This window comes from Arthrobacter sp. 18067, assembly GCF_902706295.1.
GTDB lineage: Bacteria > Actinomycetota > Actinomycetes > Actinomycetales > Micrococcaceae > Arthrobacter.
Window position 1 is genome coordinate 151,296 of the sequence record NZ_CACSJJ010000010.1, and the last position, 19,980, is coordinate 171,275.

Here is a 19,980-nt window from a genome sequence, read left to right on the forward strand (position 1 = left end):
AGCATGGACTTTTACGCTTCCGACGCCTTTCTGACGGCTCTTGCCCGCGACTTCTACCGAGCAAAGAGCACTGAACTCAAAACGTACGGAATCCCGGGAAGCACGGCGCAAGTCCGGCTCGCAGAAATCAACGGGAAAAGGGTTGTCCACAGCGGACCCTTTTATGACTACGTGAAACCACTGCCAAACCCCGACAGGGAAACCGTGCCGGACGGAACCGTGGGGTATGTCCCCAAGGTAGTGACGTCCGTGATCGCACTGCCGGATGAAGACCCTACGTCGGTTGTTCCGGAGATGCCCCTTGATCCGGCACCCTTGGTTCTTTGGGAGACGTTTGAAACGTGGGATGCCTATTTGGCCCTCATCCGGAAGCGCAGCAAGAGCCTTCTGAGAACCCAGCGCCAGCGGCTCCGTAAACTGGTTGAGCAGTTTGGCGAGCCGGAGTTCGTCTTCGACAATCGCGACATTGAAGCCTTCAACACCTGCATCAAATGGAAAATCCAGCAGTACAGGGGCGGGCACGAGGCACTTGAGAGCGCCGAAGCCGTAGCCATGCTCCGGGGCTTGTTTGAAGAAGGGCACCTGGTCCTGTCCACGCTGAAAGTGGGGGACGAGTACGTTGCTTTCCACTCAGGTTTCGTTTGGCTGGACGACTACCTGGCGCTCATTCCTGCCTACAGCCCTGCCTTCGCTAAGCATGGAATTGGCAAGGAGATGCTGTTGCGCATGCTGCGGCACAGCTATGAGGCGGGCCATAGGGCTTTCGACTTCCTCCAGGGCGCCGAAACCTACAAATGGGAGTTCGCCACCCACGTTCAGGTCATCGAAAGCCTGGGCAGCCCGCCACTGCTTGGCCGGCTCCGGGACGCGGCCGGGCGATCCGCGAAGCAAGGACTGGTGGCCATGTCACCGGAACTCTTCTACCGGGTCAAACGCATGGTTCTGGGAGGACGCCGTATGGTGGCGTCCGTCCGGGGTTCTGGCCGGCGTACCGGCGCGAACTAGTTCAGTTGGAACACGGCCTTCGGGCTGGCCTTGTTTCCAAGTCGGGCCTCGAACGTGTAATAAGCCCCGCCGCCACCGGGCTTGGCAGTGATCGCGCCACAGCCTTCCAGTGTCCGGTTGCGCTGCCACGGGAAGTTTGCGGTCTCGCTCTTGCCGGGCTGGATGGTCTTGATAAGGTCCTCGCCGCCGGTCTGGCAGTCCTTGGACGAGAAGATACGGTCTGAGCCGCTCATCACCAGATACTCCATTTGGGACGTACCCACGTTGACTTCACACGGGGCTGTTCCGCCGTTGGTAATGGTCATGGTGAGCAGCGGCTTGTCCTCGGCGCCGTAGGCAGGCTTGTCGGTTTTGGCGGCGACGGTCATGAGGTTGAAGTCGCATACCGGTGTAGGAGAGGCGGAGGGCGACGGCGTCCCTGACGGAGCGCTGCCCTGCGTTTGTGCCTGGGACGCGTCCGGCGTGCTGACTGCCTGGGGTTCGGAGTTCCCGGTCATCGCACCAGTAATGGCCACCACAGCGACCACGATCAAGACGATCACCAGCAGCAGGGCACCAAAAACAACCTGCCGACGACGGCGGTACACGGCAGGGCTCGGTCGGCGCCTGGGACCCGGGGTACTTTTTTCCGAGGTTCCGGCGCGGGATGAGCCACGGGCAGCACCCTTCGCCGGCGCTGTTGAGCGCGCGGTCGACTGCTGCTTACCCTTGTTGGCCATGGTTCTAGGCTAGGCTCGCGGCCGTCGGGGTACCTAACCTACACGCCGCAGCGGCCCAATCCCGGGCTGTGTGACGTCGGCCATGAGGCTGGAGCGCGGCTGCGCCGAACGGTAATCCACTACAGTTGAGGGCAGTATGACACTTCCCGAGTCCGGCCAATTGACCAAGCTCCACGACGCCCTGGACCACTGGTTCGCAGAAACGGCCAGGGACCTGCCGTGGCGCGAGCCAGACTGCACACCGTGGGGCATCCTGGTCAGCGAAGTCATGCTCCAACAGACACCCGTGGTGCGGGTTCTCCCGGTGTGGCGCGACTGGATGGAACGCTGGCCCACCCCTGCCCACCTTGCCGACGAGCCGTCAGGCGAAGCCGTCCGTCATTGGGGCCGCCTCGGCTATCCACGCCGTGCTTTGCGGCTGCATGCCGCCGCCGTCGCCATCCGCGAGCAGCACGGCGGCAGCGTTCCTGACAACTATGCCGAGCTTCTGGGGCTCCCGGGCGTCGGCAGTTACACAGCTGCCGCCGTCGCCGCTTTTGCTTTCGGCCGCCGCGAGACTGTGGTGGACACCAACATCCGGCGTGTCCACGCACGCCTTATTTCCGGGAACGCACTTCCTGCGCCGGCGCTGACCGCAGGCGAAATGCGCTTGGCCGACGCGCTCCTCCCCGAAGACCAGCAACTGTCCGTGCGCTGGAACGCGTCCGTCATGGAACTCGGCGCCATGGTTTGCACGGCGCGGAATCCCAAGTGCGCTGACTGTCCCGTCCGCGCAAGCTGCGCCTGGCTCGCCGCCGGTGAGCCGCCGCCGTCGTACACGCCCAAGGGCCAGTCCTGGCATGGCACCGACCGCCAGGTCCGTGGCGCCGTAATGGCAGTCCTTCGCGAAGCCGCCACCCCCGTGCCACGCGAGATGTTCGAGCAAGCACCGGCGGACCTCGGATTCGCGCCGTCGGGCATCGGGATCCCGCTCGCCGCTCTGCACCGGCTCAACTCGGCGCCGGAGCAGCTTGAGCGCGCACTGGATGGCCTGTTGGTGGACGGCTTGGCAGAAATGCACGACGGGGGGTTGCGGCTTCCGGCCTAGCGCTCGGCTGGAGCGGTATCGGTTCGGCAACGGAGTTCTCCGGCCCATAACGATGGAAGTTCCGATTTCGCTTTGCCGGAGACACCACACCCGGGCAGTCCTACCCTGAAACATGGGCAGAATCGGATTGGCGTTGACCCTTGCCGGCACAGCGGCGTTGCTTCCGGGGTGCTATCCGGGTGCGGCCTGCCCGGCCATTGGGCATGTTGCCGGCGTGTCCCTGACAGTGTCGGCGAGCTATGCCAAGGACGTTGGCTCCCTTCGACTCAAGTCCTGCCTGGACGGCGAATGCACGGACAAAGAGCTGGTGCTGCATCCGGGTTCGGTCGCCGTGGATCAGGGGTGCTCTCCGGAGGGCGTGTGCTCGGCTACATCGTCACCTGATGGGACCCTGCAGGGCTTCCTGGAAATGCCCTCGATCTCCGAATCAGCCATCGAGGCAACCGTAAGCGGCACCTCCCCAGCCGGCATAGCCTTGCCCGTGCGCACGCTGACGTTTACGCCGAAGGGCGACTATCCCTACGGCGAACAATGCGGCCGGGTGATTTCGGCGGGTTTGGTGCTTGATGCGGACGGACTGAGCCAGGCCTAGAGTTTCCGCATCCTGAAAACTTGATTCCGATATTAAACACAAGGAGTCCACAGAATTAGCAATTCGGAAACAAGGCCCTCATAGCGTCATGTGTGATTCCAGCCGCGACCCTGCCGTGGCCCTCGCACAGATAGGCGCCCTCTTGAAAATCCCCGCACCCACAGTCGCCGTGAACCCAGCAGTTAAGAAGCCGCTGTACAAGTCCTTGTTCTTCCAAATCCTGGTGGCCGTGGTGCTGGGCATCGCCATAGGCTACTTATGGCCAAGCGTCGGCTCCGCGCTTCGTCCACTCGGCGATGGCTTCATCCAGCTCATCAAAATGATCATCGCACCGCTGATTTTCCTGGTCATTGTCACAGGAATCTCCGCCGTGGGGGACGTGAAGTCGGTCGGCCGGGTGGGCGTCAAGGCACTGATCTACTTCACCGCTGCCACACTCTTCGCGCTGGCCTTCGGGCTGGTAGTTGCCAACATTGTGCAGCCGGGCGCCGGCCTGAACATCGACCCGGCATCCTTGTCCGAGGATGCAGTGAACGCCAAGACCACCGCCGCCCCGCCCAAGGACGCGGGACAGTTCCTGTTGGGCATCATCCCCACCAGCGTCGTGGGGGCATTCGCGTCCAACACCCTGCTGCAGGTCCTGTGCTTCGCCGTCTTCTTTGGTGCGGCCATCGTGGTGGTGGGCCGCGAGAAGTGCAAGCCAGTCATCGACCTCATGGAGACGACGCTGGAACTCTTTTTCAAGATCATGTCCTGGGTGATGCGCGTTGCCCCGGTTGGCGCCTTCGGTGCCATGGCCTTCATCATCGGCCAGTACGGACTCAGCTCCCTGAGCACCTACGCCCTGCTGGTGGCTGCGTGCTACGGCTCAGCGTTGGTCTTCATCGGACTGCTCTTTGTGGTGGCCTGGGTCTACCCGCGCGTACCCCTGTGGCAGTTCATCAAGTACTCCCGCGAAGAATTCATGCTTGCCCTGGGCACGGCCTCCACTGAATCCGTGCTCCCCCGGATCATGACCAAGCTGACCAATGCGGGCTGCTCGCGGGCTACTACGGGCCTTGTGGTGCCCACCGGATACTCCTTCAATCTCGACGGCGCCGCACTCTACCTTTCCATCTCACTCCTTTTCCTCGCCCAGGCCTTTGGCCACAACCTGGATCTGGGGCAGCAACTGGCCGCACTGGGCATCCTGATGTTGACGTCCAAGGGCATGGCCGGCGTCCCCGGCTCAGCCTTCCTTGCCCTCTCCGCGACGGCCGGAGCACTTGGGATCTTCCCGGTGGCCGGGGTTGCACTCCTGCTGGGAGCGGACCGGTTGATGGACTCCATGCGGGTTGTGGTCAACCTGCTCGGCAACTGCGTCGCCACGTTCGTGGTGTCCAAATGGGAGGGCCAATTCGACCGCGAGGCGATGCTGGCAGCCTTCCGCGGGGAGGACTCGACGCCGGAGGACACCGACCCGGCAGCCGAGCCTTCGGCACTCAAGACTCCGCAGCTGACCTCCGATACGTACTCGGCGTGAAGCCCAGGTACTTCCGGAAGTCGTTCGTCAGGTGCGCATGGTCCGCGTAGCCAAGTTCGACGGCGATCGCGGCAAGGTCCGCTGTCGGCTCGGACCGGGCGCGCTCGGCAGCATCCTGCAGTCTTCGGCGCCGGATCAGGGCGGAGGGACTCAACCCGACGTACTTCTTCGCGATCCGTTGCAGTGTTCGCGGGGACACCGCAAGACGGGAAGCCGCGTCCTCGAGCAGGACCACCTCCGGCTCGGACGCGATGATGTCCATCATCCGGTTGGCGAGCAAAGCCTCCTCGGACAGCACAACATCCAAGGAAGCCAGCCAGTCAGCGAAGGCTTCCACTGCCCGCTCGCGGTGGGTACCGCCGTCGTGCGTTGCTTCGCCGCGGGGCGAATTCATGGCAGCGGAGACGGACGCGTGCAGTTCCCCCAACTCCATCGCCACCTCTGCGTCCCGAAGAGTGCCGGGGGCATTCGTAAACAGCGGGACAGCTGCCGGTCGCAGCAAAGCGCCTACGGCCCAGCCCTTGCCCGTCAGGTCCCGGTAAGAGGCACGGGTTGCGGGTCCCGAGAAGACCACATCAGCGGGCTCCACCACCAGATTGGACGTCGGGTAGGCGATCACGTGCTGGCGGGACGAGCGGCCGGGCTCAATGTCCCACTCGGGAATCCAGAACCACTGCACAAGATCCGCCACGGCAGCGGGCGCAGGGAAGCGGTGGAAGGTGGGCAGCCGCGCGGGATAGAGGATGCCTCTGAATGAATCCGTCATTGGAGCCTTCCCAGGAACCTTGCCACTCGCGAAAATCCGTCGCGAATCTCCAAGCGCCGGCCCCTAACAGGCACGTAGCGTCATAACCATGACAGATACTACAAGCACCGAAGCGACCACCGCCGCCAACGGCCAGCACACCACGCACGGTATCCCGAACGGACTGACCAGTCTCACACCGTTCCTCGCCGTGCCCAACGCCAAGGAAGCGATCACGTTCTACCGGGATGTGTTTGGCGCCAGGGTGGTGGGCGAGACCGAGATGGGCGGGGTTGTGGTGCACGCCGAGCTCGACTTCGGCAACGGCCACCTCCAGCTGGGCGAGCCCAACCCCGAATATCACCTGGTCCCGGCACCGGAGGGTGAAAACGACTGCTACTCCATGGGCCTGTACTGTTCCGATGCCGACGGACTTGTCCACAAGGCAGAGCAGGCCGGCGCGACCATCCGGGAGCCGCTGACCACGTTCGTCTCAGGTGACCGCTACGCGAGCATCCGCGATCCATTTGGCGTTCGCTGGTCCATCATGACCCGCGTCGAAGACCTCTCGGAGGAGGAGAGCAACCGTCGGGTAGAAGAGTGGGCCGCGCAGCAGGGCTAGGATCTGCGGACCCTTACGACAGGCAGAGGCAGAACGGGTGCCCGGCGGGGTCCAGGAATACCCTGAAGGTTTCGCCGGGCTGATGGTCCGCCTTCGTGGCGCCCAGCGAGAGGGCAACCTCCTCGCCCTTGTCCAAGTCCTCCACCACCATGTCCAGGTGCATTTGCTGTGGGATCGTCTGGCCGGGCCACACCGGGGCCTGATACACCTCGACTTGCTGGAAGGAGATGCAATTGCTGCCGTCGCTGGGCCTGATATCGAACCAGTCGCCTTTGTCTTCGACTTCCCAGCCGAAGAGCTCTCCGTAGAAGGCGGCGAGCACGGCCGGATCGGGACAATCGATGACGACACTGGGGAACTTGGCTATGGCCATTTTCTTAAACCTCGTCAGCTGTCTTCTTCATGCGGGCCAGGGCGCTCTTGGTGCCCCGCTGGGTGAGAACGTGAACTATCGCGCCAACGCCTGCGGAAACAACCGCGAACACCAGAACGCCGGGGAGCGAGTCGCTGAGATCGGTCCCATCCTTTGGCGCGGGCTTGCCGGTCTTTTTCTCCCAGAGGCCCTCCAGCGTCTTGTTGGCGAGGGCACCTGCGCCGAGGCTTACAGCCAGGCCGAAAAGTTTTACCAGTATGTTCACGAAAGATCCTCCATCAAAGAGCGGGCCTCGAAACGGGCCCCACACAACAATCGCCGCAAAACAAGACAGGGCCACTGCAATTGCAGCGGCCCTGTCCACATTCCTAGTCCTTCTTGAAGGCGTCCTTCAGCTTCTCGCCGGCGCCCTTGAGATCTGCTTTGACCTGGTCGCCCTTGCCTTCAGCTTCGAGGCCCTTGTCGTCCGTCAGCTTGCCTGCAGCTTCTTTGGCCTTGCCGCCAAGCTTCTCGCCGGCATTCTCCATCTTGTCGTCTGCACCCATGGTCGCACCTCTTTCGTCGTAGGAACCTTGTACCTCTACAACACCACTAATCAGCATACTTAGCAATATTTGGCAGAAAATCGGCGCGCCTAGAGCTCGCCGAACCCTTCCGCCACCAGCCGTCCCACGTAGTCAACAGCCTTCACCGCGTCCTTGCCACGAGCTTCAACCCGGAGAGCGGAGCCCTTGCCCGCGGCGAGCGCCATGAGCGCCATAATGGACATGCCGTCGACGCCGTTGACCGTCACCTCGGCGTCCAGCCCGGACAGTCCACCGGCGATCTTTGCGGCCGGCCGGGCGTGCATGCCGAGGGGGTTGATGAGCTCGAACTCGCCCCTCGCGTCGGGCTTACCCGCGTCAGCGGCCCCAATCGGCTCAGCAGCCCGGAAGCCCACGGCCTCTGCCGCCTTGCGCACGTCCTCGACGCCGGCACCTCCTTGGGCAGCGACGGCCGCGGCCACGAGTCCCTCTACAAGGGGCGCATCGGCCAGCAGCACGGAGTCGGGTTCACTGGCGAACTCCATGGCTGACTCGGCCGTCATCACTGCGGAGCCCAAGTCCGTCAGCACCACCACGCCATCGCCGCCCGAATCAACCAGGGACTGCTCGACGGCGGCCAGCACCTTCTCCAGGCTGGTCCCAATGCGGTCGTCGTCCGTGCCCCCGGCGGCGACGAGGTCGACGTCGGGCGCCATCTGGGCGGCGAGTTCCACTGCGCCCTCGGCGATCTTGCTGCTGTGCGAGACCACCACAATCCCAACAGTCATACGGCGTCGGTTCCTGTATCGCTGGAACCAGCCGCAGCGGCGGCGGCGCGAAGAAGCAGTGCCGTCGAAGCAGCACCCGGGTCGCGATGACCTGCACTGCGCTCCCCCAGATAGCTGGCCCGGCCTTTGCGTGCCACCAGGGGATCCGTAGCAATGGCGCCGGTCTCCGCGGCTTCTGCGGCCGCTTCCAACACACCCAGCGGGTCAGAGCCTCCTGCCGCCGCCGTCCGGGCCGCTTCAACTGCGGGCGTCCACGCATCGATCATGGTCTTATCGCCAAGCTCGGCCTTGCCCCGGGCCACTACGCCGTCGCGGGCGGCCGCCAGGGCCTCCGCCAGCGCCTCGGCATCGATATCGGCGGCTTCCCCCAGCGAGGTGGCTGCCCTCAAGTACGCCGTGCCGTAGAGCGGTCCGGCTGCTCCGCCAACTTTGGACATGAGAGTCATCGCCGCGGCCTTGAGGGCCGCTCCAGGTGTCTCCGGCGGGGTCTCCTCGACTTTTTGGAGGACGGCTTGGAATCCGCGGTCCATGTTTTCGCCATGGTCCGAATCGCCAATGGCCCGGTCCAGTTCAATCAGCTCCATGCGGTGCTCCGACATGGCTTTGGCGGAGAGCTTCAACCAGTCCAGGGCCCAGTTAACGTCCAACCCCATGCTCAGGCACCCCACCGCAGCGCGGCGGTATGAACGGGGGCGTCCCAAAGCCTGGTGAGTTCGTCGTCAAGGCGCAGCACCGACACGGAGCATCCCTGCATCTCCAGGGACGTGACGTAGTTGCCTACCAGGGACCGCTCCACGGTGACCCCACGCTCGGCCAGGACCTGCACCGCGCGCCGGTAGACGATGTACAGCTCGCTTTGGGGCGTACCGCCCATGCCATTGACGAACAGCAGAACCTTTTCCCCGGATGCCAGGGCGAGGTCCTCCAGGACGGGTTCCAGCAGCCGGTCCGTAATGGCGTCGGCACTCTCCATGGCGATCCTGTGCCGGCCTGGCTCACCGTGAATGCCAATGCCGATCTCGATCTCATCGTCCGCGAGCTCAAAACTTGGCGTCCCGGCGTGCGGGACGGTGCAACCGGAGAGCGCAACACCCATGGTCCGAACGTTTGCCACCACTCGCTCGGCAATCGCGGTGACCGTATCAAGGTCGTCGCCGCGCTGGGCGGAGGCGCCGGCGATCTTCTCGACCATGACAGTTCCGCCAACCCCTCGCCTGCCAGCCGTGTACAGCGAATCTTCCACCGCGACGTCGTCGTTCACCAGGACCGAACGCACGTGCACGCCTTCGGCCTGCGCCATTTCGGCAGCGGTTTCGAAGTTCAGGACGTCGCCGGTGTAGTTCTTGACGATATGCACGACGCCGGCGCCTGAGTCCACCGCGACGGTCGCCGGGATGATCTGGTCGGGTGTGGGCGAGGTAAAGACTGCGCCGGGGACAGCGGCGTCGAGCATTCCGAGCCCAACGAAACCTGCATGCAGTGGCTCGTGGCCGCTGCCTCCACCGGATACCAGGGCAACCTTGCCCGCTACCGGCGCACCTTTCCGGACGACGAACTTGGGCTCCGGATGGACGTCCACGATGTCGGCATGTGCCATGCCGAAACCTTCAACGGACTCGTCCACCACGGCGCGTGGATCATTGATGAGCTTTTTCATTGGATGCTCCTGGGCGTGCTGTGGCTGGTGCTCTGACCCTACTACCGGCGGCCCGGGCCACGGTAGGCCCCGAGGCGGTCGCAGGGCTTAAATAGCGGAAGGGGCAGCTCCCAAGAGCTACCCCTTCCGTCCTGATCTATTTCCCGGTCACGGTTCTACTCCCCGGCCGGCGGCGCGGTCACCGCCTCGGATTCCTGCCTGGCCTGGAATTCGGGCCAGAAGGCCGAGTACAGGTCGGGGTCTGAATGGCGGTCGCCCGTCCACGAGGCTTCGTGCGGCCACGATCCGTGCGGAATGTCGATCTGAAAAGCTGAGAAGTCGGGGAACGTGACGCGGCTGTTCATTGTCCGCACCGCTTAGCTGTTCAGGACGGCGTCGCCGCCGGCAGTCACTACATCTTCAAGCAGCACGGTCTGGTCGATCACCGGAAGCCCCACTACGTGCCCAAAGCTGAACATGTTCTTGGGATCCAGCTCAGCCTTTGCCTTGCGGAGCCGCTCCCGCGCGCTGGGCAGCCAAGGCCGCTCCCTATCCTCGGCATCCACAAAGTGTCCGTGCAGGTTCACAAACGTCCCCGCATTCGCAGCGGGACGAAGGTCTTCATGGACAGCACTGAAGACTGACGGCAGTATGTCGAGGACCGGCGGAACGGCGATCGCACCCATGAAGAAGCTGAACGCTGCGTCGCGCCCACCCACGATGTCCTCCCCCTCTGCGCTCTTGGCCAGCGCCCCACCCAGGAGACGGAGTTCTGCCATCAACACGGGACTTTCGACGCCGGGGCCAAAGTGCCGCAACAAGGTGTCTGCGGCTTGGTCGTCCAGCCGATCCAGCAGGAACCCGTGTTCCCGCACCGGAACCGGCTGATCCGGGTCCTGGTGGATCGTGTCGAATTGGGTGGCGTCCAAGGGCCCCGTGGCGTCCATCATGAAAGGAGCGCAGTGGCGCATCGGCTCAAGGACTTCCGCGGCGGCAGCCAGGTCTCCTTGGAAGGCGTAACGGAGATGAATGACAAACTTTCCGCGCAAGGGTTCCGGAATCATCTCCATGTCGGGGAGGCGGAGGAAGGCCATGGACGCCGACGCCTCCACGGGCAAGGATGGTACCCATTCCCTGAATGCCTGCAGGACTTCAGGGGCATGGCCGCCGTCGAAGTAGACTCCACCGGCATAGAGATCGCCCGCAGGGAAGAGGTGGAATTCCATAGCGGTGACGATGCCAAGATTGCCCTTACCGCCACGAAGGAGATGGAAGAGCTCCGGGCTCTCGTCCTTGGTCACCCGACGCTGGGTGCCGTCCGCCGTGACCAGCTCGAAGGCAATGACGTGATCCGAGGCGAAGCCGTATTTACGGCCCAGGATGGGCAATCCGCCGCCTAGCGTGTACCCCACCACGCCAACATCCGTGGTTGAACCGCAAAGCCCCATCAAGCCAAAGGTCCCGGCGAGTTCCACCACGGCCTTCCAGCGGACGCCCGCACCCACGCGGGCTGTCTTCTCCAAGGGATCGATACTGAGCTCGAGCATGCGGCGGGTGCTGATCAGCAGGCCGCCTTCAATGGCATTGGTGGCACCGTGACCGGTGGATTGGACGGACACGGGCAAACCGCGTTCCGCTGCCCAGCGAACGGCCGCCGAAACGTCCTCTGCGTCGAGGGCGCCGAAGGCAAGATCCGGCTGGTGCTGTGTGGACAAATTGAAGGCCGCTACTTCGGCGGCGAAGCCGGGATCGGCAGGCGTGAACACTGGACCGCGCACGCTGAGTTGGAGTTCTGAAACATCTGAAAAGGACGCGTGGGACTGCATGATCTTCTCTCAATTGACCGATGTGGTGGAAGCTTCCCCAGCAAGCCTTGTCCAGTTTATCCATCAAGTGGATATAAGAGAAGAGGTATTAAATCACTCATAATCGGGCAGGGTTAATCGACACGCCATTTCCGGGTGGGAAATCAGATGCGGAGAGGGCGTTAGAGCTGCTTGATCATACGGGTGTTGCCTAAGGTATTGGGCTTCACTCGGGCAAGGTCCAGGAACTCCGCTACACCTTCGTCATGCGAGCGCAGCAGTTCGGAGTACACCTGCGGGTCCACGGCCGACTGGTCCGCCATGACCTCAAATCCGTGACGCTTGAAGAAATCCACCTCGAACGTCAGGCAGAAGACGCGGCTCACTCCAAGCGCCCGCGCCTCCTCCAGCAGGTTCTCCACGAGGACGTGCCCTACGCCCCGCCCACGCCAAGAGTCTGCGGCAGCCAGGGTACGGACTTCCGCAAGGTCCTCCCACATCACATGCAGGGCTCCGCAGCCAATGACTTCGCCATCATCCGACTCGGCGATCCGGAATTCCTGGAGACTCTCGTAATACGCCACAGTCTCCTTGGCCATGAGGATCCGCTCCTCAGCCAAGGGCGCCACGAGCCTCTTGATGGCCGCCACATCGCTGGTGCGGGCAGGGCGGAGGCTGAAGGTCGAATTCACTCCCCCATCCTAACGAGGAAGCAAGTTCTCCCCAGCCTCCGCCCCTACGGTGTTACAGCCCCAACTCCTCAGGAACCGGCAGATCCTCGCCCAGCACTTGCTTGGCCAGGAAGTGCTCAACCACGCCGTACCAAACCTTCGCGTGCTTCGGTTGCAGGATCCAATGGTTCTCGTCCGGGAAATACAGGAAGCGGTGCGGGCTCTGGCCGTTCTCATCAGCTGGCAGCTGCGATGAGGAGAGGAGTTCGTACCAAAGGCGCAGTCCTTCACCGATCGGCACCCGGTAGTCCTTGTCCCCATGGATCACCAGCATGGGCGTCTTGATATTGCCCACGTTCAGGTGCGGCGAGTTCGCCATCGCCATCTCCACAGTCATTTCCTTCAGCCAGTACTGGGCCGCGTCCGTGGTGGGACCAAACTGGTCCAACGCCCACAAGCTGGCGTGGGTGACGATTGCCTTGAAGCGGTCGGTTTGCCCGGCAACCCAGTTGGCCATGTAGCCGCCGAAGGACCCGCCCATGGCCGCGGTCCGGGACTCATCGATGTCCGGCCGTTCCACCACTGCATCCGTGATAGCCATGAGGTCCGTGTACGGCTTCTTGCCCCACTCGCCCCATCCGCGCTGGATAAACTCCTGGCCATAGCCCGTAGAGAGCGCAGGATCCGGCAGCAGCACGGCGTAGCCTTTGGCGACCAGCAGCCACGGGTTCCACCGCCAGGTCCACGCGTTCCACGAGCCCAACGGACCACCATGGATCCAAAGAAGGAGCGGCGCCGGGCTTTCAGGTGAGGCACCTTCCGGGAGGGCGAGGTATGCGGGCACCCGCGAGCCGTCCTCCGCCGCCGTCTCCACGCGTTCCAGCCGGCCCTTGTATTCGGGTCTCTCCGCCGGCGCTTGCAAGCGAACAACCTCTCCCGTGGCGAGGTCGATCCGCACGGCTTCGGCAGGGTACTCGTACGAGCTTCGCAGCGCATACGCCGTTATTCCGTCAGGGGAAACCACGACGTCGGAATAGGCAGCGGCGTCCTTCGTTACCCGTGTTACGCCACCGTCACTGACGTCGATCCGGAAAACCGGCGACGCGCCGTCGTCGTCCGCTTTCGCCAGGATGGCGCTGCCGTCCGGAAGCCATGCGAGCCCATTGGCCCAACGGTCCCAGTGGTGCGCGAGCGGCTCCAGGTCCGTGGTCTCGCCGCCGGCCACGTTGAGCAGGTGCAACTTAACCTGCGGAGCCTGCGTAGGCGTTGTGTCGCTTTCGCTCTCCACCACAAGCGTGCGGTTATCCGGGCTGACAGGCCCCGGGAAGTAGCTCATGCCTTCGTGGTCCAGAAGCACCTTCACTGCGCCGGTGGCGACGTCGACGGCGGCAAGCACCTCCCGGCTGTCGGCTTTCGCAAGCGCTTTCGTCATGCTCGTGTAGATGGTCTTGCCGTCCGGGCTAACCGCGGTTTTGTTTTCGCGCAGGGAACCGCCGACGCCGGGCGTCAGGTTGCGCAGCTTGAGCTGTGCCGCGGCGTCCACCGTGGAAGGCTTTCCGGGCTCCTTCTCCTCACCTTGCTCTACGGCAAAGAGCCGCGGTTCGGCCGGCCCAAGGTCGGCATCCCAGTAGCGCACCGGGTAGCCGCCGTGAAGGATGGCCGAGACCTTGTTGTCCTTGCGGGTCTTGCGGCGTTCCTCGTCATTTTCCTCGTCCGTGGACCCCGCCAGGACCTCGGCGTTGATGAACGTCGCGTCTGCATCCTTCGCAGCCATGACGGAACTGATGCCTCCGGCCCTGGAGTGCACCACCCGGGCCTCTCCCCCGTCGGCGGGCAGCAGCCACAGCGCGTTCACGGGGTCGGCGTCGGGGCTGTCCGGGTCAGGGCGCGCCGAGGTGAAGTAGAGGTCGCCATTGGCAGCGAAGACCGCGCCGGCCTCGCCCTTGGAACTGCGGGTGATGCGGCGTGCGTGCTTTTGGCCGGCGGGATCGAGTTCCCACAGCGCAGTGGCGAACTCGGTTCCCTTGCCGTTCAGCGTCGTCACGGTGGTGACAAGCCGCTTGCCATCGGGGCTGAGGGTCAGTCCGCCAACCCGCGGGATGGCGAGGTAGTGGTCCAGATCGTGAAAAGGTGTTTCGGGCTGCTCGCCCTGGGTATGAGTGTCAGCAGAGTCCATGATCCGATTCAACACGGATTGTGCTGCCGATCACAGGGTGGTTCACTTACAGTGAAACAGTACTTTCAGATATTCACCCAACTGAGTCGCAGCTCAGCGCGTTATGAGTGTCCAAAACGCGCCCTGCTGCTACTTGGATGGGAGATTTCGCAGGGCTTCAACCACGGGTGCGGTTCCGTCCTCCAATGCGATGGAGGACGCCACTTCCGCTGCCCGCTGCGCGTACGACGGCGTGCTGGCAGCTTCCGCGATGGCGTCGCCGAGGCGCTCCGGAGTCAGCTTCTTGTAAGGAATCGGCAAGGGGCCCGCCCCGAGCGACGCGATACGGGATGCCCAGAGCGGCTGGTCCGTGTAGACCGGGATGCCCACCGTGGGAACACCGGCGCGCAATCCGGCCGCAGCGGTTCCCGCTCCAGCGTGGTGAACCACGGCAGCCATCCGCGGGAACAGCCACTCGTGCGGAATGCTGCCGACGCCGATTGCGTCGTCACCCAGCACACCCTCGACGCCCTGCACAACGGCCCTGGTTCCTGCCCGGCGCGTTGCCTCCAGAATGAAGCCGGGATCAATGTGGGCGCTGCTTCCGAATCCAACGAAAACGGGCGGCGGGCCGTCGGCCAGGAAGTCCAGGAGGTCCGCGGGCGGCCGCCAGTCCGGCCTCATCACCGGCCACCAATATCCAGCCATTATCAGGCCCGCGTGCCAATCAGCAGGCCTCGGCAGAACAGAGGGACTGATGCCGTGAAGAATAGTCGCCTGCGCCTTGCGACGACGGCGCTCACCGCTTGCACGGCTCTGCTTGCCCAGTCCCAGCGACTTGCGGAGGCGAGCGCTGGGGGCGTCGTAGGGAGCCGGACCCGCAGCTGCGCGCTCACCTATGATTTTGTTCCCCCACGCACCCAGGCTTCGAGCCGAGTTCATCAACACCGGCGGATATGCTGCGCTCGGTTCCGTCGGCTGAAGGTGGGCGCCAATGGCCGGGATGCCGAAGGCCTCGGCGATGTCGTATGCATATGGCGCCACCGAATTCGCCAGGATCACGTCAGTGCCAGCCTCAGCAGCAGCCAGGGTCCCGGTGGCAGCATCGTCCATGTACTCACTGAGCTTCCGCCAAAAGCTGCGCAGGCTGCCCGGCGGGGCCTTCGCTTCGGGCGCCGGCTGCCTTATCAACTCGGTCAGATCACCGGGCAGCGGCCTGAATTCGCACCCCGACTCGACTACCAGCGGCGCATACGCGGGGTTGGCCGCGATGGCGACCTCGTAGCCAAGGACCTGCAGGCGACTTCCCAGCCCGGCCATGGGCGCAACGTCTCCCCGCGTCCCCGGAGTCACCATGAGTACCCGCATGTCATCCCTTTCCGAATTTTCGCAAATTGCGATCACCGTTCGCAATTAAGAATATAGTGGAATGGGACTTGGAACAAATCACTCCAACCGGATGAAAGGCGGTGCTGGATTGCCTGATCACGATCCCACGGACGTCTGGCGGCGCCCGGAACGTTCAACCGTCGGGCCCAAGCCGGAACATTCGCGGAACGGAATTGCGACGGCGGCCGTCAGCATCGCGGACGAAGAAGGTCTTACAGCGGTGTCCATTCGACGCGTGGCCGCCGGCATCGGCGCAGGCGCCGCATCCCTCTACCGGTACGTGAAGTCACACGATGAACTTGTGGAGCTCATGATGGATACGGTTGCCGGAGAGTACCGATACACAGGGGGCAGCGGGCACGCCCGCGGCCAACTGCTGAACCTTGCCCACCAGGGTCGCGACATCATGCACCGACACCCGTGGCTGGCGCCTTTGCTGTTGACGCGGCCGTCGATGGGCCCCAACTCATTGCGGTACCTGGAAGCGGCAGTATCCGCTTTGGCAACCGTGGATCTTCCTGGTCCAGCCAAACTGCAAACGGTGGCGATGATGTCCGCCCTCACCTCAGCGTTTGTGCAGAACGAGCTGGCGTCCGGTGGCGGACGCATGGGCGCCGCAGCCGATCGTGTCCTGTACCTCGCGGAGACCCTGAATACCGGCGACTACCCGCACCTGGCTGAAGCTATGACCGAGCGGGGCGAAACCGGCCACTCTGAAGAGCAATTCGCAGCTGTCCTCACCAACTATCTGGCAGGGGCAGGCATCCCGGCTTAGCAGGCCGCCTCCCCGAACCCGCCGCAACACAAAAGCCCCACCAACTCCTTGCGGAGCGGATGGGGCTTTTGCGATAAAACGTGCTACTTACGCGGTGGGAGCAATCTCCGGTATACGCGGCTTGGCGTTGCCTTCGAACGTGAACTTGGCGTCGTCGCCTTCGCCGTCAACGTCCACTACAACGATGTCGCCGGCGTGGATCTCGCCGAACAGGATCTTCTCGGACAGCTGGTCCTCGATCTCGCGCTGGATGGTGCGGCGCAGCGGCCGGGCACCCATGGCGGGATCGTAACCACGCGTGGCCAGGAGAACCTTGGCAGCGGGGGTGAGTTCGATGCCCATGTCCTTGTCCTTGAGGCGGCGCTCCAGGCGGTTCACGAACAGGTCCACGATCTCGATGATCTCGTCCTGCGTCAGCTGCGGGAACACCACGACGTCGTCAACACGGTTGAGGAACTCGGGGCGGAAGTGCTGCTTGAGCTCTTCCGTAACCCGTGCCCGCATACGGTTGTAGCCGGTCTGGGTGTCCGTGCCGGACTGGAAGCCCGTGGCCACGCTCTTGGAGATGTCGCGGGTACCGAGGTTGGTGGTCATGATGATCACGGTGTTCTTGAAGTCCACCACGCGGCCCTGGGAGTCGGTCAGGCGGCCGTCTTCCAGAATCTGCAGCAGCGAGTTGAAGAGATCCGCGTGGGCCTTCTCAACTTCGTCGAACAGGACCACGGAGAACGGACGACGACGGACCTTCTCGGTCAGCTGGCCGCCTTCCTCGTAGCCAACATAGCCCGGAGGTGCACCGAAGAGGCGTGAAACTGTGTGCTTCTCGGAGTACTCGGACATGTCCAGCGTGATGAGGGCGTCCTCTTCACCGAACAGGAACTCGGCAAGCGCCTTGGCAAGCTCGGTCTTGCCGACGCCCGTGGGGCCGGCGAAGATGAACGAGCCACCGGGACGTTTGGGGTCCTTCAGGCCTGCACGGGTACGGCGGATGGCCTGCGACAGGGCCTTGATGGCCTCGTTCTGGCCAACGACGCGCTTGTGCAGTTCGTCTTCCATCTTGAGCAGGCGCGAGGACTCTTCCTCCGTGAGCTTGAAGACAGGGATGCCTGTGGAGTTCGCAAGAACTTCGGCAATCAGGTCTTCGTCAACCTCGGAGATGTCGTCCATGCCGCCGGACTTCCAGTTGCGCTCCTTCTCCGCGCGTTCGGCAATGAGCTTCTGCTCCTTGTCGCGCAGTGAGGCAGCACCCTCAAAGTCCTGGGCGTCGATGGCGGATTCCTTCTCCATCTTGACGTCGGCAATGCGCTCATCCATGGCCTTGAGCTCCGGCGGGGCGGTCATGCGACGGATGCGCAGGCGTGCACCGGCTTCATCGATGAGGTCGATCGCCTTGTCCGGCAGGAAGCGGTCCGAGATGTAGCGTTCGGCCAGCTGCGCAGCCGAGGCGAGGGCGCCGTCGGTAATCGTGACGCGGTGGTGTGCCTCGTAACGATCCCGGAGGCCCTTGAGGATCTCGATCGCGTGCGCGACGGAAGGTTCCTTGACCTGGATCGGCTGGAAGCGGCGCTCAAGAGCAGCGTCCTTCTCAATGTGCTTGCGGTACTCATCCAGCGTGGTGGCGCCAATGGTCTGGAGTTCACCACGGGCGAGCATCGGCTTCAGGATGGACGCCGCATCAATGGCGCCTTCGGCAGCACCTGCACCAACCAGGGTGTGGATCTCGTCGATGAAGAGGATGATGTCTCCGCGCGTGCGGATTTCCTTGAGGACCTTCTTCAGGCGCTCTTCGAAATCACCACGGTAGCGGGAACCAGCCACCAGGGAACCGAGGTCAAGCGTGTACAGCTGCTTGTCCTTGATGGTCTCCGGGACATCGCCGCGCACAATCGCCTGGGCAAGGCCTTCGACGACGGCAGTCTTACCGACGCCGGGCTCACCGATCAGCACGGGGTTGTTCTTGGTACGGCGGGAGAGGACCTGCATGACGCGTTCCATCTCCTGCTCGCGTCCGATCACAGGATCGAGCTTGTTTTCGCGGGCGGCCTGGGTGAGGTTGCGTCCGAACTGGTCAAGCACCACCGAACCTGCAGGAGTACCTTCCGGCTGGCCCTGGCCGGAGCCGCTGCCCGCGGCCTCCTTGCCCTGGTAGCCGGAGAGCAGCTGGATGACCTGCTGGCGGACCCGGTTGAGGTCTGCACCAAGCTTGACCAGCACCTGGGCGGCCACGCCTTCGCCTTCGCGAATGAGGCCGAGCAGGATGTGCTCAGTACCGATGTAGTTGTGGCCGAGCTGCAATGCTTCGCGGAGGGAAAGCTCAAGCACCTTCTTGGCGCGCGGCGTAAAGGGGATGTGACCGGACGGGGCTTGCTGGCCCTGGCCGATGATCTCCTGTACCTGCTCGCGAACGCCATCGAGCGAAATGCTCAGGGACTCGAGCGCCTTGGCCGCAACGCCTTCACCCTCGTGGATCAGACCCAAGAGGATGTGCTCGGTACCGATGTAATTGTGGTTAAGCATCCGTGCCTCTTCTTGGGCAAGGACGACCACGCGACGGGCACGGTCCGTAAATCTCTCAAACATTTCGCCACACTCCTAGCTACGACGTACTTTGATGCTACGTGCCGGAGCAGCACTTTTGGGGCGTGTTCGCCACAGGGGAAACATGACGCTGCGGTGGAATAAATCGGGCGCTTCCCCTTGACCCCGGCGGACGACGGTGGCATCCTGCCTACCGCCTCTCGCCCACTTCCGGGAGTATCACTGTGGGACTATTTCACGGCACAGCTTTGCGATAACCCCAATAGGGTTGGCATTCGGACGGTCGAGGGAGCGCGCGATTACCGGAATATCCCACCCCTCGGGCGAAGCGGGATCCTCAACAAACCACATCCGTTAAACAACCAATGCCCCGGCAGCGACTGCCGGGGCATTGAAGCGGTGAATCAGGAATTGGCTTTTTGGTAGGCTTCCTGAATTTCAGCCTGAATACGTCCGCGGCTGTTGACTGTGTACCCGTTGTCACGGGCCCACTGGCGGATCTGTGCGGAATCCTGGCTTCGGGCAGCTGTAGCCCGACCCCGCGTGGCTCGGCCGGAAGAAGTCTTCCGGGCCTTGGCAACGTACGGTTCCAGGGCCTTCCGAAGCGAAGCTGCGTTGGCGGTGGACAAGTCCATCTCGTAGCTCACGCCATCCAGGCCGAAGCGGACAGTTTCATCCGCAGAGCCTTCATCCAGGTCATCGACGAGGATGATTTTTACTTTCTGTGCCATGAGTTGCCTCTCATTTGGAGGGTTGGATAATCAGAAATTCCCCGGATTCCTTTGTCGATTATCGTTCACGGCAAGCGTGCACGTCAAAGCACAAATGGATTCCCCTCTAAGTGGAACCCATTTAGGAGCCTATTTAGTGGCTGGCCCTTCGGATGCCGGACCGGAATTTTTCGAATTCGCTTCGGCCTGCGCACGGGCTTCTGCCTGGCGTTCGGATTTGTCCGCATTGAAGATCGACTTCATGGCAAACCAGAAGATCAATCCCACAACGATTGACGGCGCAAGGACTGCGATGTACTCCAT

At 63.2% G+C, this 19,980-nt stretch carries 22 protein-coding genes; 6 read left to right on the forward strand and 16 right to left on the reverse strand.

Features of this window, described 5'->3' with window-relative positions; all coding sequences use genetic code 11:
- Positions 1-3 precede the first annotated feature (3 nt).
- Positions 4-1,005: a GNAT family N-acetyltransferase gene (locus GVL04_RS11965; RefSeq protein ID WP_159704465.1), complete on the forward strand. Its 1,002-nt coding sequence runs from the start codon at positions 4-6 to the stop codon at positions 1,003-1,005.
- Here the strand turns inward: GVL04_RS11965 and GVL04_RS11970 are convergent.
- Positions 1,002-1,724, reverse strand: coding sequence for a hypothetical protein (locus GVL04_RS11970; protein WP_159704468.1), 723 nt, complete (start codon positions 1,722-1,724; stop codon positions 1,002-1,004). The two genes, GVL04_RS11965 and GVL04_RS11970, sit on opposite strands and share 4 nt — an antisense overlap.
- Positions 1,725-1,860: 136 nt before the next feature.
- Between GVL04_RS11970 and GVL04_RS11975 the strand changes: the two genes are divergently transcribed.
- From GVL04_RS11975 to GVL04_RS11985, 3 genes are all read left to right on the forward strand, one after another.
- A complete protein-coding gene (locus GVL04_RS11975) occupies positions 1,861-2,811 on the forward strand; it encodes an A/G-specific adenine glycosylase (RefSeq protein WP_159704471.1) in 951 nt (316 codons plus the stop codon).
- 112 nt (positions 2,812-2,923) lie between these two features.
- Positions 2,924-3,403 carry a hypothetical protein gene (locus tag GVL04_RS11980; RefSeq protein WP_159704474.1) on the forward strand — a complete coding sequence of 160 codons (480 nt, stop codon included), beginning with the start codon at positions 2,924-2,926 and terminating at the stop codon, positions 3,401-3,403.
- A gap of 88 nt (positions 3,404-3,491) precedes the next feature.
- Positions 3,492-4,925: a cation:dicarboxylate symporter family transporter gene (locus GVL04_RS11985; RefSeq protein WP_235036259.1), complete on the forward strand. Its 1,434-nt coding sequence runs from the start codon at positions 3,492-3,494 to the stop codon at positions 4,923-4,925.
- Here the strand turns inward: GVL04_RS11985 and GVL04_RS11990 are convergent.
- A complete protein-coding gene (locus tag GVL04_RS11990; protein WP_159704477.1) occupies positions 4,885-5,691 on the reverse strand; it encodes a helix-turn-helix domain-containing protein in 807 nt (268 codons plus the stop codon). The two genes, GVL04_RS11985 and GVL04_RS11990, sit on opposite strands and share 41 nt — an antisense overlap.
- Before the next feature lie 88 nt (positions 5,692-5,779).
- Here GVL04_RS11990 and GVL04_RS11995 point away from each other — a divergent pair, with 88 nt between their 5' ends.
- Complete coding sequence (locus tag GVL04_RS11995; protein WP_159704480.1) at positions 5,780-6,292, forward strand: glyoxalase/bleomycin resistance/extradiol dioxygenase family protein; 513 nt, start codon at positions 5,780-5,782, stop codon at positions 6,290-6,292.
- 13 nt (positions 6,293-6,305) lie between these two features.
- Here GVL04_RS11995 and GVL04_RS12000 read toward each other — a convergent pair whose 3' ends face one another.
- The 11 genes from GVL04_RS12000 to GVL04_RS12050 all read right to left on the reverse strand — a co-directional run bounded on the left by GVL04_RS12000 (position 6,306) and on the right by GVL04_RS12050 (position 15,612).
- Positions 6,306-6,665 (reverse strand): VOC family protein, encoded by a 360-nt coding sequence (locus GVL04_RS12000; protein ID WP_159704483.1) that lies wholly within the window; start codon positions 6,663-6,665, stop codon positions 6,306-6,308.
- Positions 6,666-6,669: 4 nt separating this feature from the next.
- Positions 6,670-6,930: a DUF4235 domain-containing protein gene (locus tag GVL04_RS12005; protein ID WP_159704486.1), complete on the reverse strand. Its 261-nt coding sequence runs from the start codon at positions 6,928-6,930 to the stop codon at positions 6,670-6,672.
- 103 nt (positions 6,931-7,033) lie between these two features.
- Positions 7,034-7,210 (reverse strand): CsbD family protein, encoded by a 177-nt coding sequence (locus tag GVL04_RS12010; protein WP_144653226.1) that lies wholly within the window; start codon positions 7,208-7,210, stop codon positions 7,034-7,036.
- A gap of 89 nt (positions 7,211-7,299) precedes the next feature.
- Positions 7,300-7,977 (reverse strand): dihydroxyacetone kinase phosphoryl donor subunit DhaM, encoded by a 678-nt coding sequence (gene dhaM, locus GVL04_RS12015; protein ID WP_159704489.1) that lies wholly within the window; start codon positions 7,975-7,977, stop codon positions 7,300-7,302.
- The gene (gene dhaL, locus GVL04_RS12020) at positions 7,974-8,630 is read right to left on the reverse strand and encodes a dihydroxyacetone kinase subunit DhaL (protein WP_159704492.1); all 657 of its coding nucleotides are present in this window, start codon (positions 8,628-8,630) and stop codon (positions 7,974-7,976) included. The genes dhaM and dhaL overlap by 4 nt, the downstream gene beginning before the upstream one ends.
- 2 nt (positions 8,631-8,632) lie before the next feature.
- Positions 8,633-9,634 carry a dihydroxyacetone kinase subunit DhaK gene (gene dhaK, locus GVL04_RS12025; protein ID WP_159704495.1) on the reverse strand — a complete coding sequence of 334 codons (1,002 nt, stop codon included), beginning with the start codon at positions 9,632-9,634 and terminating at the stop codon, positions 8,633-8,635.
- Positions 9,635-9,789: 155 nt separating this feature from the next.
- The gene (locus GVL04_RS12030) at positions 9,790-9,978 is read right to left on the reverse strand and encodes a hypothetical protein (RefSeq protein ID WP_159704498.1); all 189 of its coding nucleotides are present in this window, start codon (positions 9,976-9,978) and stop codon (positions 9,790-9,792) included.
- Between the two features lie 12 nt (positions 9,979-9,990).
- Entirely contained in the window at positions 9,991-11,439 is a 1,449-nt protein-coding gene (locus tag GVL04_RS12035) for an FAD-binding oxidoreductase (RefSeq protein WP_159704501.1), read from the reverse strand.
- A gap of 161 nt (positions 11,440-11,600) precedes the next feature.
- Positions 11,601-12,110, reverse strand: a complete 510-nt coding sequence (locus GVL04_RS12040; RefSeq protein WP_159704504.1) for an amino-acid N-acetyltransferase — start codon at positions 12,108-12,110, stop codon at positions 11,601-11,603.
- 52 nt (positions 12,111-12,162) lie between these two features.
- On the reverse strand, positions 12,163-14,265 hold the full coding sequence (locus GVL04_RS12045) for a S9 family peptidase (protein WP_200846828.1): 2,103 nt from the start codon (positions 14,263-14,265) through the stop codon (positions 12,163-12,165).
- A gap of 129 nt (positions 14,266-14,394) precedes the next feature.
- Entirely contained in the window at positions 14,395-15,612 is a 1,218-nt protein-coding gene (locus tag GVL04_RS12050) for a glycosyltransferase (RefSeq protein WP_159704510.1), read from the reverse strand.
- Positions 15,613-15,673: 61 nt separating this feature from the next.
- Here GVL04_RS12050 and GVL04_RS12055 point away from each other — a divergent pair, with 61 nt between their 5' ends.
- On the forward strand, positions 15,674-16,408 hold the full coding sequence (locus GVL04_RS12055; protein WP_159704513.1) for a TetR/AcrR family transcriptional regulator: 735 nt from the start codon (positions 15,674-15,676) through the stop codon (positions 16,406-16,408).
- An 87-nt stretch (positions 16,409-16,495) separates the two neighbouring features.
- Here GVL04_RS12055 and GVL04_RS12060 read toward each other — a convergent pair whose 3' ends face one another.
- The 3 genes from GVL04_RS12060 to GVL04_RS24520 all read right to left on the reverse strand — a co-directional run bounded on the left by GVL04_RS12060 (position 16,496) and on the right by GVL04_RS24520 (position 19,980).
- Complete coding sequence (locus GVL04_RS12060) at positions 16,496-18,988, reverse strand: ATP-dependent Clp protease ATP-binding subunit (RefSeq protein ID WP_159704516.1); 2,493 nt, start codon at positions 18,986-18,988, stop codon at positions 16,496-16,498.
- A gap of 362 nt (positions 18,989-19,350) precedes the next feature.
- A complete protein-coding gene (locus GVL04_RS12065) occupies positions 19,351-19,677 on the reverse strand; it encodes an Lsr2 family protein (RefSeq protein WP_159704519.1) in 327 nt (108 codons plus the stop codon).
- Between the two features lie 129 nt (positions 19,678-19,806).
- Positions 19,807-19,980, reverse strand: coding sequence for a hypothetical protein (locus GVL04_RS24520; RefSeq protein WP_200846829.1), 174 nt, complete (start codon positions 19,978-19,980; stop codon positions 19,807-19,809).

Bases quoted from the DNA above. Each gene is read 5' to 3' on its own strand.
- GVL04_RS11965 (WP_159704465.1), top strand. From the start codon at position 4: ATGGACTTTTACGCTTCCGACGCCTTTCTGACGGCTCTTGCCCGCGAC.
- GVL04_RS11970 (WP_159704468.1), bottom strand. From the start codon at position 1,724: ATGGCCAACAAGGGTAAGCAGCAGTCGACCGCGCGCTCAACAGCGCCG.
- GVL04_RS11975 (WP_159704471.1), top strand. From the start codon at position 1,861: ATGACACTTCCCGAGTCCGGCCAATTGACCAAGCTCCACGACGCCCTG.
- GVL04_RS11980 (WP_159704474.1), top strand. From the start codon at position 2,924: ATGGGCAGAATCGGATTGGCGTTGACCCTTGCCGGCACAGCGGCGTTG.
- GVL04_RS11985 (WP_235036259.1), top strand. From the start codon at position 3,492: ATGTGTGATTCCAGCCGCGACCCTGCCGTGGCCCTCGCACAGATAGGC.
- GVL04_RS11990 (WP_159704477.1), bottom strand. From the start codon at position 5,691: ATGACGGATTCATTCAGAGGCATCCTCTATCCCGCGCGGCTGCCCACC.
- GVL04_RS11995 (WP_159704480.1), top strand. From the start codon at position 5,780: ATGACAGATACTACAAGCACCGAAGCGACCACCGCCGCCAACGGCCAG.
- GVL04_RS12000 (WP_159704483.1), bottom strand. From the start codon at position 6,665: ATGGCCATAGCCAAGTTCCCCAGTGTCGTCATCGATTGTCCCGATCCG.
- GVL04_RS12010 (WP_144653226.1), bottom strand. From the start codon at position 7,210: ATGGGTGCAGACGACAAGATGGAGAATGCCGGCGAGAAGCTTGGCGGC.
- dhaM (WP_159704489.1), bottom strand. From the start codon at position 7,977: ATGACTGTTGGGATTGTGGTGGTCTCGCACAGCAGCAAGATCGCCGAG.
- dhaL (WP_159704492.1), bottom strand. From the start codon at position 8,630: ATGGGGTTGGACGTTAACTGGGCCCTGGACTGGTTGAAGCTCTCCGCC.
- dhaK (WP_159704495.1), bottom strand. From the start codon at position 9,634: ATGAAAAAGCTCATCAATGATCCACGCGCCGTGGTGGACGAGTCCGTT.
- GVL04_RS12030 (WP_159704498.1), bottom strand. From the start codon at position 9,978: ATGAACAGCCGCGTCACGTTCCCCGACTTCTCAGCTTTTCAGATCGAC.
- GVL04_RS12035 (WP_159704501.1), bottom strand. From the start codon at position 11,439: ATGCAGTCCCACGCGTCCTTTTCAGATGTTTCAGAACTCCAACTCAGC.
- GVL04_RS12045 (WP_200846828.1), bottom strand. From the start codon at position 14,265: ATGGACTCTGCTGACACTCATACCCAGGGCGAGCAGCCCGAAACACCT.
- GVL04_RS12050 (WP_159704510.1), bottom strand. From the start codon at position 15,612: ATGCGGGTACTCATGGTGACTCCGGGGACGCGGGGAGACGTTGCGCCC.
- GVL04_RS12055 (WP_159704513.1), top strand. From the start codon at position 15,674: ATGGGACTTGGAACAAATCACTCCAACCGGATGAAAGGCGGTGCTGGA.
- GVL04_RS12060 (WP_159704516.1), bottom strand. From the start codon at position 18,988: ATGTTTGAGAGATTTACGGACCGTGCCCGTCGCGTGGTCGTCCTTGCC.
- GVL04_RS12065 (WP_159704519.1), bottom strand. From the start codon at position 19,677: ATGGCACAGAAAGTAAAAATCATCCTCGTCGATGACCTGGATGAAGGC.
- GVL04_RS24520 (WP_200846829.1), bottom strand. From the start codon at position 19,980: ATGGAGTACATCGCAGTCCTTGCGCCGTCAATCGTTGTGGGATTGATC.